Origin of the sequence: Streptomyces sp. NPDC051684 (assembly GCF_044453445.1) — a bacterium.
In the GTDB taxonomy this organism is placed as follows: domain Bacteria; phylum Actinomycetota; class Actinomycetes; order Streptomycetales; family Streptomycetaceae; genus Streptomyces.
In genome coordinates this window covers 140932-154555 of the sequence record NZ_JBITCS010000014.1, presented here as the reverse complement: position 1 = coordinate 154555, position 13624 = coordinate 140932, and the positions used below count along the sequence as shown (strand labels likewise).

The 13624-nt window shown below is 66.4% G+C and carries 11 protein-coding genes; 6 read left to right on the top strand and 5 right to left on the bottom strand.

Going from position 1 to position 13624, the window contains the following annotated elements; all coding sequences use genetic code 11:
- The first annotated feature begins 50 nt into the window (after positions 1-50).
- Positions 51-2579, top strand: coding sequence for an FtsX-like permease family protein (locus ACIA8D_RS18920; RefSeq protein ID WP_399233484.1), 2529 nt, complete (start codon positions 51-53; stop codon positions 2577-2579).
- A gap of 14 nt (positions 2580-2593) precedes the next feature.
- Here ACIA8D_RS18920 and ACIA8D_RS18915 read toward each other — a convergent pair whose 3' ends face one another.
- The 3 genes from ACIA8D_RS18915 to ACIA8D_RS18905 are packed head-to-tail and all read right to left on the bottom strand — an operon-like array spanning position 2594 to position 5226.
- On the bottom strand, positions 2594-4087 hold the full coding sequence (locus tag ACIA8D_RS18915) for a sodium:solute symporter (protein WP_399233482.1): 1494 nt from the start codon (positions 4085-4087) through the stop codon (positions 2594-2596).
- A complete protein-coding gene (locus ACIA8D_RS18910) occupies positions 4087-4323 on the bottom strand; it encodes a DUF3311 domain-containing protein (RefSeq protein ID WP_399233480.1) in 237 nt (78 codons plus the stop codon). The genes ACIA8D_RS18915 and ACIA8D_RS18910 overlap by 1 nt, the downstream gene beginning before the upstream one ends.
- 54 nt (positions 4324-4377) lie before the next feature.
- A complete protein-coding gene (locus tag ACIA8D_RS18905) occupies positions 4378-5226 on the bottom strand; it encodes a class E sortase (protein WP_399233478.1) in 849 nt (282 codons plus the stop codon).
- 173 nt (positions 5227-5399) lie between these two features.
- On the opposite strand from ACIA8D_RS18905, the gene ACIA8D_RS18900 reads away from it, so the two are divergent.
- A complete protein-coding gene (locus ACIA8D_RS18900) occupies positions 5400-6437 on the top strand; it encodes a hypothetical protein (RefSeq protein ID WP_399233476.1) in 1038 nt (345 codons plus the stop codon).
- A 131-nt stretch (positions 6438-6568) separates the two neighbouring features.
- Complete coding sequence (locus tag ACIA8D_RS18895; RefSeq protein ID WP_399233473.1) at positions 6569-9718, top strand: DUF3427 domain-containing protein; 3150 nt, start codon at positions 6569-6571, stop codon at positions 9716-9718.
- A gap of 60 nt (positions 9719-9778) precedes the next feature.
- Here the strand turns inward: ACIA8D_RS18895 and ACIA8D_RS18890 are convergent, their stop codons facing one another.
- A complete protein-coding gene (locus ACIA8D_RS18890) occupies positions 9779-10333 on the bottom strand; it encodes an ATP-binding protein (protein WP_399233472.1) in 555 nt (184 codons plus the stop codon).
- A gap of 296 nt (positions 10334-10629) precedes the next feature.
- On the opposite strand from ACIA8D_RS18890, the gene ACIA8D_RS18885 reads away from it, so the two are divergent.
- A complete protein-coding gene (locus ACIA8D_RS18885; protein ID WP_399233470.1) occupies positions 10630-11478 on the top strand; it encodes a helix-turn-helix domain-containing protein in 849 nt (282 codons plus the stop codon).
- A complete protein-coding gene (locus ACIA8D_RS18880; protein ID WP_399233467.1) occupies positions 11475-11687 on the top strand; it encodes a DUF397 domain-containing protein in 213 nt (70 codons plus the stop codon). Before ACIA8D_RS18885 ends, ACIA8D_RS18880 begins: the two co-directional genes overlap by 4 nt.
- On the opposite strand, the gene ACIA8D_RS18875 is transcribed toward ACIA8D_RS18880, so the two are convergent.
- Positions 11680-12255: a hypothetical protein gene (locus ACIA8D_RS18875; protein WP_399233465.1), complete on the bottom strand. Its 576-nt coding sequence runs from the start codon at positions 12253-12255 to the stop codon at positions 11680-11682. The two genes, ACIA8D_RS18880 and ACIA8D_RS18875, sit on opposite strands and share 8 nt — an antisense overlap.
- A gap of 101 nt (positions 12256-12356) precedes the next feature.
- Between ACIA8D_RS18875 and ACIA8D_RS18870 the strand changes: the two genes are divergently transcribed.
- Positions 12357-13376 carry a hypothetical protein gene (locus ACIA8D_RS18870; protein ID WP_399233464.1) on the top strand — a complete coding sequence of 340 codons (1020 nt, stop codon included), beginning with the start codon at positions 12357-12359 and terminating at the stop codon, positions 13374-13376.
- The last annotated feature ends 248 nt before the right edge of the window (positions 13377-13624 follow it).

Genomic DNA, 13624 nt, shown 5'->3' with positions numbered 1-13624 from the left:
ACCTTCGTCCCTAGCGTGATCGGTGGGATCAGGCGGAGGGGACGAGGGACATGTGGAAGCTGGCCAGGCGCACCATCCGGTACCGGGGGAAGAGCCTGACGGCCACCTTCCTCGCGCTCTTCCTCGGCACGGTCACCGTGATGACCTGTGGTGGGCTGCTGGAGACCGGCGTACGCAACAACGCGCCCGCGCAGCGGCTCGCGCGGGCCGACCTCGTGGTGACGGGCGACCGATCGGTGACCCCGCCCGCCAAGGGTGACGACACCGAGGATCCGGCGATCATGCCCGAGCGGGTCCCCGTGCCCGCCGCGGCACTCGACCGGGTGCGGGGCGTCGAGGGCGTCCGCGAGGCCGTCGCCGAGCGAACCTTCGACGCGGCGCTCGTACGGGACGCACGGGACGGGGCGGGCCCGGTGAAGGCGCAGGCGCAGGCACAAGCGCACGGCTGGGCCTCGGCCGCCTTCGCGCCCTACGGAATCGTCGAGGGCAGGGCGCCGGCGCGGGACGGCGAGGTGGCGCTGGACACCGGGACGGCTCGGGCCGCGGGCGTCGGCCCCGGTGACGAGGTCCGGATCGCGGCCGGGGGCGGTACGCGGAAGTACACCGTGAGCGCGGTGGTGAACACCGCCCGGACGATGGACCGGGCGGCGTTGTTCCTCTCCGACGACGCGGCGCGGGCCCTCGCCCCGGCGGTCGCGGACATCGCCGTGACGACGGACTCCGGCACGGACCTCGGTGCCGTACGCGACCGGGTCGCCACGGCGCTCGACGGGCAGCCGCTCAAGGTCGTGTCCGGCGACGGCCGGGGCACCGTGGAGTTCCCCGAGGTGCTGACCGGCGGCAGCGACCTGGTGGCGCTGGCGGGGGCGTTCGGCGGCATGACCACCATCGTCGCGATCATGGTGGTGTCCGGGACGGTCGCCCTTTCGGTGGGCCAACGGCGCCGGGAGTTCGGGCTGCTGCGGTCCATCGGCTCGACGCAGCGCCAGCTGCGCCGGATGCTGCTGACCGAGACGCTGATGGTCGCCGTGGCCGCGGCGGGCGCGGGCTGGTTCGCGGGACCGCCGGTCGGCCGATGGCTGTTCGGCGAGTTCCAGGACACGGGCTTCGTCTCCGACTCCGTGACGTACGCGCAGGGCTGGATCCCGGCCGCGGCCGCGGGTGGCGCGCTGCTGATCACCGCGCTCCTCGGCGGCTGGATCGGCGCCCGGCGCGGGGTGAACGTCAGGCCGGTGGAGGCGCTGCGGGAGGCCGAGGTGCAGCTGCGCTGGGCGCACCCGCTGCGGATCGTCCTGGCGGTCCTGTTCCTGTCCGGGGCCGCCGCGCTGGCGATCCTCACCGTCCTGCTCTTCGACGGCCCGATCGCGGGCAGCACCGCGGGACCGACGGTGCTGTGCGCCGTCATCGGGTTCGCGCTGCTCGGTCCGGGGCTCACCAAGCTGCTGGCGTGGCTGATCGGCGGCCCGGTGCGTTGGTTCACCGGCTCCAGCGGGAAGCTGGCCGTCTCGCACGCCCGGGTCCGCGCCGTCCGCATGGCCGCCGCCGTGACACCGCTGATGCTGGCGACGGGCGTGGCGACCGGCAATCTCTATCTCCAGACCACGCAGATCGACGCCACGAACTCGGCGTACGCGGCCAACCTCCGGGCGGACGCGGTGCTTTCACCGGCGGCGGGCGGGGTCTCCGACGCACTCCTGGCCGAGGTCCGCCGCACCGAGGGCGTCGAGGCGGCGAGCGCCTACGCCACGAGCACCGGCTTCATCGACGGCGCGACCGACGAGGACGGCATCCCATTGCAGGGCGTCAGCGCGCGGCAGGCCTCCCTCACGACGGCCGTCTCGCCGGTCGCGGGCAGCCTCGAAGAACTCGACGGGACCACCGTGGCGCTGACCACCGAGCGGGCGCACGCACTGGACAAGGCGGTCGGCGACAGCTTCACGCTCCGCCTCGGCGACCGCGCCGAGGTCGACGTCCGCATCGTCGCGCTGTTCGAGGGCCGCCCCGGCTACGAGACGGCCTTCCTGCCCGCCGAGCTGCTCGCGTCCCACACCGACCTGGGCCGGCCCTCGCAGATCCTGGTCCGCGCCTCGCCCGCGGCCGTCGCCGATCTCGCGGACCTCGCGCCGGGTCTGGACGTCACCGACCGCGAGACGCTGATCGAGGCCAATGCCGATGACGCGCAGACCCAGGCTTGGATCAACTACCTGCTGATCGCGATGATCGTGGCCTACACGGTGCTCGCGGTGGTGAACACCCTGGTCCTCTCCGTCGGCGGCCGCCGCCGGGAGTTCGCGCTCCAGCGGCTGGTCGGTGCCACGAAGGGCCAGGTCATGAAGGCGCTGACCATCGAGTCCCTGATCGTCGCCGCGATCGGACTGCTGCTCGGCACGGCGGCCGCGAGCACCTCGCTGATTCCGTTCGCCCATGCGGCGGCGAACACCTGGATGCCGTCCGGGCCTTGGGAGATCTACGGGGCGATCGTGGCCGGCGCCGTCACGCTGTCACTGGCCGCGACGCTGCTGCCGGCCTGGTCGGCGCTGCGCACCCGTCCGGTGGAGGCGGCCGAGGCGCAGGAGTAGCCACCGGGCATGAGCTACCCCGCGGCGCCGACCGGGTCCCGGGCCAGCACGTCCTCGTCCGGCCGCTCGTCACGATCGGCCGGACGCACGTACGTCACCACCAGCGTCACGGCGAGATTGGCAGCGAGGGCGACGATCCCGGCGTTCATCCCGAACACCGGGTCGTGCTCGCTGAACACGAGCCCGCACACGACCACGACCCCGACGACGAGCCCGCTGAGCGCCCCCACCAGACTCAACCGCCGCCACAACAGCCCCACCAGGAGCATCGGCACGAGCTGCGCCATCCCCTCGTACGAGATGAGGGAAAGCCGTACGAGGGTGTTGGGCGCGGCATACGTGAGCACCAGCGCGAGCGCCCCGGCCACCACGACGACGACCTGCGCCCCGGCCTTCTGCGCCCGGGAGGCCCCCCGCCACCGCGGTACGAGGGAAAAGACGCTGCTCCCCCACATCGTCCCGATGACCAGCATGAAGACGGCCATCGGCACGATCGACGAGAGCGCGGCGGCGACCCCGACGATCCCCACGACCCACGCGGGCAGCGAATCGACGACGAGCTTGAACAGCGCGAGATTCGACTCGGCCCCGGTGAGCCCGGGCACGACGAACAACGCCGCCATCCCCAGCAGCATCGGCACGAACAGCAGCACGTTGTACGCGGGCAGCCACATGGCATTGCGCCGCAGCGCGTCCGCGCTCCGCGCGCCCAGGTACCCGGCGACGGTGGTCGGGAAGATGACGACGGTGAGGGCGTTGAGGAAGGTCGTGGTGGCGAACCACCCTTCCCCGTAAGGCGATCCACCGCTCCCCGGCAGCGTCAGCCAGGCACTCTTCTCCTCGACGAGCCGGTCGAGGAACGCCCCGTAGCCGTCGAAGTAGTGCAGCGGCACATAGAAGGCGAGGAAGGCGAGGGTGACGATGACGAGGAGATCCTTGAGGACGGAGACCCACGCACTCCCGCGCAGCCCGCTGACCACCACGAACAACGTGGTGACGGCGAACCCGATGAAATAGGCCCAGTTGAGGCTGACGGCACCGTACGAGATCGTCGAGACGACGACGCCCATCCCCGTGATCTGCAACTGGATGTACGGGAGCAGGAACACGGTGACGAGGACGGCGACGGCGGCGCCGAGCCAGGGCCTGCGGTACCGGTGGGCGACCATGTCGGTGATGCTCACGAGCCCGTGCTGCCGCGCGTAGGACCACAGCAACGGCCCGACGACGTACCCGATGGCGTACCCGCAGGACATATAGGCGACGACATACAGCACAGGGGCGCCATAGTTGTACCCCCAGCCGGCAGCGCCCAGGTAGCTGAAGCTGGTGTACCCCTCCCCCGCCATCAGCACCCACACGAACACGGCGCCCAGCGATCGCCCGCCCACGGACCACTCGGTGAGCCCGCCCCCGCTGCCCTTGCCGCGCACGGCGAGCAGCCCGAGGGCGACGGTGGCGACCATGAAGACGCCGAACAGGGTGGTGGCGACGGCGGCGTCGCTCATCACCGGCCCCGCTCGATCGACCGGCCCTGCTCGATCGACCGGTCCCGCTTGAGCCGCTGGTCGCCTCGCCAGGTCAGCCAGGCGGCGACGGGCGTGAGCAGCGTGGCGGCGAGCAGCCACACGAACAGGAACGGCAGCCCGAACACGACGGGTTCGACGCGGTTCACGAAGGGCAGCGCGCCGATGTAGAGCACGAAGGGGACGAGGAGCCAGAGCAGATGAGGCCGTTTGTTCACGAAACGGCAGCTTAATGGGGGTGCCCGGGACTGCTGGGGACGCGGGGCGGGGCCCTACCGGGGGCGCATGGACGCGAGCTTCCCCCACACCACGAGCCGGTACTTGGAGGTGAACTCGGGCGTACAGGTGGTGAGGGTGATGTAGTACCCGGGGTTCCGGTACCCGGCGCCGGTCACCACCCCGCTGCGCGGCACGGGCGCGATGACACCCCCGTCGCCGGCCGAGGTCTGCGCGAGCGTCTTGTCGACGACGTACGTGTACGAGGCGGACTTCGTCTCGACCGTAAGCGTGTCCCCCTGCCGCAGCCGGTTGATGTACCGGAACGGTTCGCCGTGCGTGTTCCGGTGCCCGGCGAGCGCGAAGTTCCCGGCGCCGCCGGGCTGCGCGGTGTCCGGGTAGTGGCCGACGTAGCCCTGGTTGAGGACGGCGGACTTGCTGATCCCCTGGGCGACGGGGGCGCGCAGGCCGAGCCGGGGGATGCCGAGGATGGCGTAGGCCTGGTCCCAGTTGGGCCGGGGGGCGGGTTTGGCGGGGGTGGTGTCGCGGGTGACGGAGGGGTCGTCGCTCGGGGCACTCGGGGCGCCGGTGGGATCGGCGGTACCGGCGGCGGGTCCGGTGCGGTCGTCGGGTTTGCCGGACCCGACCGATGACCCGTCCCCCCACTGCTGCTCAAGGGACTGCACCTGCCGATCGGCGCCGGCCCGGGCCTGCCGATTGGTCCACCACAGCTGATGCACCACGAGCAGCAGCACGACGAGGCCGAGGGTGACGGCGACCTCGGCGCCGTTCCACAGCAGACGACGGGCGGTGGACCTGCGGTCCCGCCCTTGGCCTCCTTGGACGATGACGGCGGGCCGGTCGGTACGCGTACGTTGCGGACGTTGCATACGTTGCAGCAGCACGCGCGCAAGATAGATCGCGGGGCGCGAAGTCACCAGGGGCAGGGCGTGGGGAGTACGCGGGAGTGCACGGGAGCCGTGACGGTGGCGGCCGGGAGCCGTGACGGTGATGGCCGGGCGTCCGCGACCCGATCGGGCGGGTCCCAGCGAAAGCTTCCGGCAGTACGGTGTCCCCCATGCGCCCCGACACCCCTGCAACGCCCGCCGAGACCGACCGTGCGAACCATGTCGCGGAAGCCGAGCGCCTGGAGCGCACGGCGGCGATGTACCCGGAGGACGCCGAGCACCTGCTCCTCCAGGCCGCGGCCCACTACGAACTCGCCGAGGCCCGCGACCGCGCGACGACCCTCTACGACAACCTGCTGGCCGCCGAGTCCCCGCAGTCGCCCGCGCTGATCCGCGCGCTCAAGGCGGCGAACCTGTGGGAGTACGGCCACGAGGCGGAGGCCCGGGCGATCATCGCGGGTGTCCGCACGGCGGCGCCGCGCGACCCCGCGCCCTGGGTGATCGTGGCGGAGTCCCTGGAGGCCCACGACGAGCTGGAACAGGCCCACGACACGTTCACGGAGGCGCTGAACCTCCTGGTCCCGCAGTCGGAGCGGGAGGCAGGGGTCCCACTGGCGAAGCACGCCCTGCTCCTCGGCCGCCACCGCGTGCGCCGCATGCTCGGCTCGGACCACGACGCGTGGGACGCCCTCGCCGACCAGGCCAACCGCACGCCTGTCTCCCTCGACGAACTCCACGACCCGAAGCGCACGTGGGCCCTCGGCTCGGAGAACCCGGCGGAACTCCAGGCGGAAATCTCCCGGATCCGCGCGGAGTTGGGCACGTACCGGGAGGCGTTGTCCCGCCCCTTCCCCGTGGCGGTTCTCCACTGGCCGTCGCAGGAATACACGGAACTCCTGTCGGCGTACCCGTCCCTGACCTCGGAATACCCCTCGTACGAGGCCCACTCGACGTCGATCGAGACGTCCCTGCGCGAACTGACCACATCCGGCACGGCCAACGTCGGCATCGTGACGGGCACGGTCCCCTCCTACGAGGCCTTCGCGGCATCGGAGGGCTCGTCCCCGGAGGACGTGTCGCTGCTCCCGCAGTACGCGACGACGCTGGCGGCGCGGGGGCGTGCGGTTGCTTGGCCTCCGGCGGCGGGGGCGGAGTGTTGGTGTGGGTCGGGGGTGGCGTATTCGGGGTGCCACGGAGTACCGGCCTGACGCTGTACCGGCTAACCCCGTAACTCCAGAGTTCGCACAGCACGACCAGTTGGCTGCACGGTCCGCCCCGTAGATGTCGGTGACCCCTGTTAGAACTGAGCCAGATCATCTCGAACATCGAGGGGGAACTGATGACGGACTCTCGCGGGCTAGAGCAGCCTGCAGCTGGCGTGTACGAGAAGCTCATGACCAACGGTCTTCGGGACGGTATGAGCCACCTCGAAGCTGCCGGCTGGAAGGCTATCGACGCCGAGGTCAGCGCCGAGTCCACACCCCACGTCTTGGCTCGCCACCTCAGCGATGCCATCGATCGACGCCTCCGGCTGCTCCCACATGACAAGCAGGTCGCGGCGGCGAACGAGCTCATCGCCTCACTGGAATCGCTAGCGCCGGACAACGACAGCGTGCCAGGTGCAGCCCAAATCCTCGATGGCCCCCGCCAGCTCATGGCGCTCGTTCAGCCGGAAGCGCCGGGGGTCTACGGGGTTCGTCCACTCACGCCGCTCTCTGAAACGGCTCTGATCACCAACGCACATGACGACCTCAGTCTGGGTGCGGAACTTCGAGCTGAGTTGGCGACTGCTGACCGCATCGACCTTCTCTGCGCCTTCGTGAAGTGGTACGGAATTCGCACCTTGGAAGCCCCTCTCGGCGAGGCCGCCGAGAGGGGCGTACCCATCCGCGTCATCACCACCACATACATCGGCGCTACTGATCGGCATGCTCTGGACCGGATGGTCCGTGACTTCGGCACCGAGGTGAAAGTCAACTACGAGACGCGGTCCACGCGCCTACATGCCAAGGCCTGGCTATTTCGCCGAAACAGCGGCTTCGACACTGCGTACGTCGGCAGCTCCAACCTCTCAAAGGCGGCACTCCTCGATGGTCTGGAGTGGAACGTCCGCCTGTCCTCAGTTGCAACTCCTGCCGTGCTGGACAAGTTTGAGGCGAGCTTCGACTCATACTGGAACGACATCGCCTTCGAGACATACGACCCGGATCGCGACGCAGCCAAACTGGACGAAGCCCTGGGCGTCGCCGGTGGTTCCTCGGGAACCGACGAACTCAAGATCAACCTCTCAGGCCTTGAGGTCCGCCCGTATCCACACCAGTCAGACATGCTGGAACGGTTGCATGTCGAACGCGAAGTGCGCAGCCACGAGCGGAATTTGCTAGTTGCAGCGACGGGCACGGGCAAAACCGTCATGGCCGCACTCGACTACCGCAACCTGCACCATCAGATGGGCGGCCGCGAATACCCCCGGCTGCTCTTCGTAGCCCATCGCAAGGAGATCTTGAAGCAGTCCCTGCGAAAGTACCGTGAGGTACTCGACGATGCCTCCTTCGGTGAGCTGTTGCATACCGGCGAGCTCCCCCGCGATTGGATGCACGTGTTCGCGAGCGTCCAGTCACTCACCGACCAACGGCTGGAACAGTTCGACCCCGCACACTTCGACATCATCGTCGTGGACGAGTTCCACCACGCCTCAACGACCACCTACCGCCGCTTCCTCAAGCACTTCAAGCCCAAGCAACTGCTCGGCCTGACCGCTACCCCGGAGCGGGCCGACGGGCTTAATGTGCAGGACGAGTTCTTCGAAGGCCGCATCGCTGCTGAGATGCGCCTATGGGAAGCACTTGATAACGACCTGCTCTGCCCATTCCACTACTTCGGTGTCCCCGACGGAACCGATTTGACCCGTCTCAACTGGCGTTCTGGAACATACGATCAGAGCGAACTCGGCGACTTGCTGACGGCTGACCATGCGCGCGTACGCATCGTTATCAAGCAGCTTCAGGACAAGGTCTCCGACCCAGCAAAAATGCGGGCACTAGGGTTCTGTGTGAACAGGAAGCACGCTCACTTCATGGCCCAGTGCTTCCGCGACGCGGGGTTCAAGGCTGAGGCCCTGGATAGCCAGTCGAAGCCAGAAGTCCGCGAGGCAGTCCTGGCCAAACTCAAGTCAGGCCAGATCCAAGTCATCTTCTCCGTAGACCTGTTCAACGAGGGTCTTGACATTCCCGACGTCGATACCTTGCTCCTTCTTCGACCGACGGGCAGCGCTACGATCTTCCTCCAGCAACTCGGCCGCGGCCTGCGCCGCACTCCGAACAAGCCAGTACTGACCGTGCTCGACTTCATCGGCCAGCACCGAGCCGAGTTCCGATTCGAAGAGCAGTTCCGCGCGATGACTAACTTGTCACGTAACCGGCTCCTTGAGCATGCCGAGCGAGACTTTCCGCAACTTCCATCTGGCTGCCAAATCATCTTGGAGGGTAAATCCAAGGACCTAGTCCTGGACAACATCCGCACCCAGATCAAAGCGACAGCACAGACACTCGCAAAAGAGGTTAAGGCTTACGGCACGACGCAGCTTGCCACCTACCTCAAGGAGAGCTGCCGTGACATCAAGGAGCTCTACAAGTCCAGCAACTCCTGGACAACTGTGCTGCGCCGCGCAGGAATCCACGAATTTCCTCAACAGGCCGGCGAAGAAGACCTATTGAGGCGAGTTCATTCCTTCTTGCACGTCGACGATCCCGAGCGTGCGGCGGCATATAAGCGCCTGCTATCCGATGATGCTCCAAGCTATGAATCCCTAGACCTGCGCGACCAGACGTACGCGCGGATGCTCTTTTTTAATCTCTGGGACAAGGCAGGCGGGTTCACCTCGTACGAGGCGGGGCTCGAATCGCTTCGCGCGCAACGATCCCTCCGTAGCGAATTGGTGCAGGCCCTCGACTACGTGATGGATAAATCCGTCCACTTCCCCATTCCGCTGGAAAGCCCGCACGCCCACATACCTCTAAAGGTCCACAGCGCCTACAACCGGTCGGAAATCCTGGCCGCGTTCGGCGTCGCTCGATTCGGCGGACAGATGCCCGGTTCATTCGCCCAGGGCGTCCTGTGGGACGAGCCAAACCAGACTGACGCGCTGTTGATCACTCTAGAGAAGAACGAAAAGGACTTCTCTCCCACCATCCGCTACAAGGACTACGCGCTGAGCCCGGAGCTGTTCCACTGGGAGTCACAGAACGCGACAGCCGACACCTCCCCTACCGGTCTGCGCTACCAGCAGCATGCCGAGCGCGGCAGCCACGTCCTCCTGTTCATGCGCCGCTATAAGGACACCGACATCGGCAAGGCCCAGCCATGGATCCTGCTCGGGCCGGCGACGTACGTGACCCACAAGGGAAGTAAGCCCATGGCCATCACGTGGCGCCTACGCCATGAGCTGCCTGCAGACGTGTGGTCCTACTCTGCGGTTGCTGCAGGATAGGCAAATAGGCACGCTGGGGCCCGCAGTTCGATGCACTCGGGCCCCCAGTACAGCGATCGTTCACCTGACCTCAGCGAGCTCAGCCTCGAAATGGGTCTGCGCCTGGTCAAGTACGTGGTCGGGGTCGTAGCCGTTCGCACGCAGCCAGTGCAGCATGTCGGCCATGACGCGAACGGCCACCTCCTCAGTTGCCGCCAAGCTCAAAGGCGAGCCCTGCCGTGCCAGCCCTCTGTGGTGCGGTAACCGCCAAGCTCCGTAGAGGTCGAGGATTGCCTCAGCTCGCTTGACACGGAGGCCAGTTGGACTGCTCCGCCCTACGGGAGATCCCGTGGCAAGCTCGCACCACACCACCTTGGAATCACCCCTCAGAATCACCCCCCATCGATGCTCGGTCACAGCGTCAACGAGGGCCACACCCCGCCCGGACTCCGCGATGCCACACGCTTCGAGCAAGGTCGGCAGCGACCGCGCGTCAGGGTCCTCCACTTCGATGCGGAGATGAGCTCCCTCGATGGCCAGTCGCAAGATCACGGGCGTCCCGGTACCAACGTGCTGAATGACGTTGGCCACTAGTTCAGACAGGCAGATCTCTGCCGCGTCGATCTGCTCCCACAACCCCCACAAGGTGAGCCGCAGCCGCAACGTCCGTCTCAGGTCGGCAACTTCGTTAGCCGAAGCGCAGAACCGATGAACCCAAGGCTCTCTCCCCATACAGCCCCCGGCATAGATCATCTTCGACCGCCTTTCATGCGACCGTCACCCAGTGAGGTGGGCGCAATGACTCTCGGTGACAGATTCGCAGCGGGCGGCCCTAAGTGCAACGTGCATATCGGGAATCCCCCTTTAGAGTGATTGGCCTTTCAGGTCTCTTCCGGTGAGATTGAACTTCCGCTAACCCACCAGGAGTTGTGATGACCGGATCCCCCACGGCTCGCCGACGTCGACTCGCGATCGAGCTGAAGCGGCTACGTGAAGAGAGCCGCCTGACCTGCAGCCAAGTAGGGGCCGAACTGGACTGGAGCAGCTCCAAGGTCAGCCGCATGGAGACCGGGCGGGTCCGTGTCCAACCCTCTGATGTGGATGCCCTATGCCGCTTCTACGAGACCTCTGACGACCTGCGCGCCCTTCTGAAGTCGCTCGCGAAAGAGTCCAAGGCAAAGGGGTGGTGGCACGCACACGGCGATGCGATCCCCACGTGGTTCTCCGTATACGTCGGCCTCGAGCAGGCGGCCGCCAACCTGCGCAGTTACCAGGCCGAGTACATTCCCGGCCTGCTCCAGACCGATGAGTACGCGGCGGAGCAGTGCCGCGCCTGGGTCGACCACACTCCCGACGATGTTCAGCGCATGGTGACCGTGCGGATGCGGCGCCAAGAACTACTCACTGAGGAGGCTGCGCCAGACCTTTGGGCCGTCGTACATGAGGGCGCGCTTCGGCATGTGGTGGGTAACCGGGCGGTCATGACCCGTCAGCTCGAACGTATGCTGGAACTTGGGAAGTTGAAGAACGTGACCGTACAGGTACTGCCATTCGACGCTGGCGCTTACCCCACCACAGGGTCGTACACGCTCCTCGGCTTCCCGGAGCAGGAGGACCTCGACATGGTCTATCGGGAAGGACTCACGGACTCCGTCTACCTCGAGGACTCCAAGGACGTAGCCCTCTACACGAAGGCGTTCGACCACCTGAGGGCCTTGGCGTCGAGCCCTCAACGCTCGGCCCTGCTAATGACAAGACTCTTGGAGGAGTACTCCCTATGATGCCGTCGTCGAGCACGCAGTGGCACAGGAGTAGCTACAGCAACGGCATGGGGGGTGAGTGCGTTGAGGTGGCAACAATGGCCGGCCAGATCGCTGTACGAGACTCCAAATCCACCTCACGGCAGCACCTGATACTGAGCCCTAGTGCATGGCAGAACTTCACCATGGCCCTAGCGCAGCGCAGCACATCATCCGCTAGTTCTAGCTGACTGGTTGCTGCGGATCACGGATGACCTCTCCGGCCCTCTGGAGGAAGGTTACGTAGGCCCGGTTCATCTCGGCTTTGGCTGCAAAGAAGCGTGACCATGCAGGCCCCGGGCCCGTTTCCCCCTCCCTCGACGCATGAAGCAAGGCGTTCAACGTCTCCTTGGACCCGTCGAAGAGCTTGTGTGCCAATACGTACGCGTCGTTCGGCTTCCATAGAGCCAACTGGCTTGTCTTGTCCTGAAGTTCAAGCAGTCGCGCACGGAGCTCGTCTCCCGCCGCCGCGTCGAGCGCCGTTCCGCCACGCACCTCAAGCGCGGTGCTGCCTACCACCTCGTCCAGTGCGCTGTAGGCAGCCAGCAAACCCACGTATGCCGCATGCCGCTGAGTACGTACCCATTGCCAATGCTCGGCTGCCGCTGCACCCTGCACTTGCGCTAACGCCGCTTCAACCGCCTTACGCCCACCCGCTTCAGCCCCACGCTTGGCGTACACACCGGCTACTACGGCCACAATCACCGCAGATACCAAGCTGACGACGCTCGCGACGACCGTCCCCGTTGCATCACTCATCGAGTCATCTTCGCTCCCCCTCGCCACCACCACAAGATCAGCAGGCTCAACTTTCCTTACTCCAGGCGCCACTTGAGCACTGCAACGACTAACCTCGCACCATGACATCCCCCACCACCGGATTCCAACCCGGCGAGATACTCACACGCAAAGAAATCCACCCAGTGCTCGGTGGATCCGGGTACGCCGGAATCTGCCCTGCCGTCGAGAAGAGGAACGTCCTACTCTTCTCTGACGAAGCGGTCGGGAGGCGCTATGGATACCGCGACGGATGGCTTGCCGAAGACGACGAGATAGGTCCAATTTTCACATACACCGGAACCGGCAAGCGTGGCCACCAAACCCTTGATGGCGGAAATGCTGCGATCCTGAACCACGCAAAGAAGAATCGCACCCTGCACTTATTTTCCGCCGAGGGGAAAATCGAAGGGACGGACACAAAAAAGCACAGGTATCTAGGTGCATTCAAGCTTGACGAGCACAAACCGTATGACATGGGCCAGGCCAAAGACGAAGACGGCCAGGACCGCTTCGTCATTGTCTTTCGGCTTCGCCCTATAGGCCTTTATATTCGCAGAGCTTCCGACACCCTCCGCCCAGCAACTGTCACCAGAGCTAGGTTTCAGCGAGCCGCAGGCAAACTTGCGCGAGCGTACCGCCGTAAGCGCCGACTAGAGCAACCACAGACCGAAATATCCCGGGTAGAAGAGATACGCGACAACCTGGCGGACAGCTTCGAGGAGCGCGAGACTGCAGCCGGAATGGACATCGGACAACTAGAGTTGTCGATGCGAGATTCGACGGAGCGACTCACACTTGAGATCTTCAACTCGACTACCCAGACGGGCTATCTCACTACGGGAAGCTCAGCGAGCGGTTCAATCACTGACGCCCTAGCCCAACTCCTTTACGCGCGAAGCCATCTGAGAAGCCTGACCGACAAGCAGCCGCTCCAGTTAATGATATTGGTTCCAGAACTACCTCGCGAGGATATTCGCAACCTGCTCGCCGAGCACGAAATTGGCATCGTGTACCGCAATGGCAGTGGTGATTTCACGGAGTTCGCAGTGAGCGACACCACACGCGGTATTCGCTGCGCTGGCTGCCCTGCATTAGCCTGACGAGAATTGGGAACGCCGCCCGGCTCTGGGCCCGCTTCCTGCTCTCCCTTCGGTCCGACGGCCCCCATGCCCGCTCCCCGGGTCGCCGCCCGTAGAATTCCCGCCCCTGCGCGGCGGATTGACCAGGAGGCGGGGGGGGGGGGGGGGGCGCGGGCGCCCCCCCCCCCCCCCCCCCCCCACCCCCCCCCCCCCCCCCCCCCCCCCCCCCGCGCCGCCCGCGCGCCCCCCCCCCCCCCCCCCCGCGCGCC

What these genes read in the sequence shown, in the direction of transcription:
- ACIA8D_RS18920 (WP_399233484.1), top strand. Translation starts at nt 51, where the DNA reads ATGTGGAAGCTGGCCAGGCGCACCATCCGGTACCGGGGGAAGAGCCTG.
- ACIA8D_RS18915 (WP_399233482.1), bottom strand. Translation starts at nt 4,087, where the DNA reads ATGAGCGACGCCGCCGTCGCCACCACCCTGTTCGGCGTCTTCATGGTC.
- ACIA8D_RS18900 (WP_399233476.1), top strand. Translation starts at nt 5,400, where the DNA reads ATGCGCCCCGACACCCCTGCAACGCCCGCCGAGACCGACCGTGCGAAC.
- ACIA8D_RS18895 (WP_399233473.1), top strand. Translation starts at nt 6,569, where the DNA reads ATGACGGACTCTCGCGGGCTAGAGCAGCCTGCAGCTGGCGTGTACGAG.
- ACIA8D_RS18885 (WP_399233470.1), top strand. Translation starts at nt 10,630, where the DNA reads ATGACCGGATCCCCCACGGCTCGCCGACGTCGACTCGCGATCGAGCTG.
- ACIA8D_RS18880 (WP_399233467.1), top strand. Translation starts at nt 11,475, where the DNA reads ATGATGCCGTCGTCGAGCACGCAGTGGCACAGGAGTAGCTACAGCAAC.
- ACIA8D_RS18875 (WP_399233465.1), bottom strand. Translation starts at nt 12,255, where the DNA reads ATGAGTGATGCAACGGGGACGGTCGTCGCGAGCGTCGTCAGCTTGGTA.
- ACIA8D_RS18870 (WP_399233464.1), top strand. Translation starts at nt 12,357, where the DNA reads ATGACATCCCCCACCACCGGATTCCAACCCGGCGAGATACTCACACGC.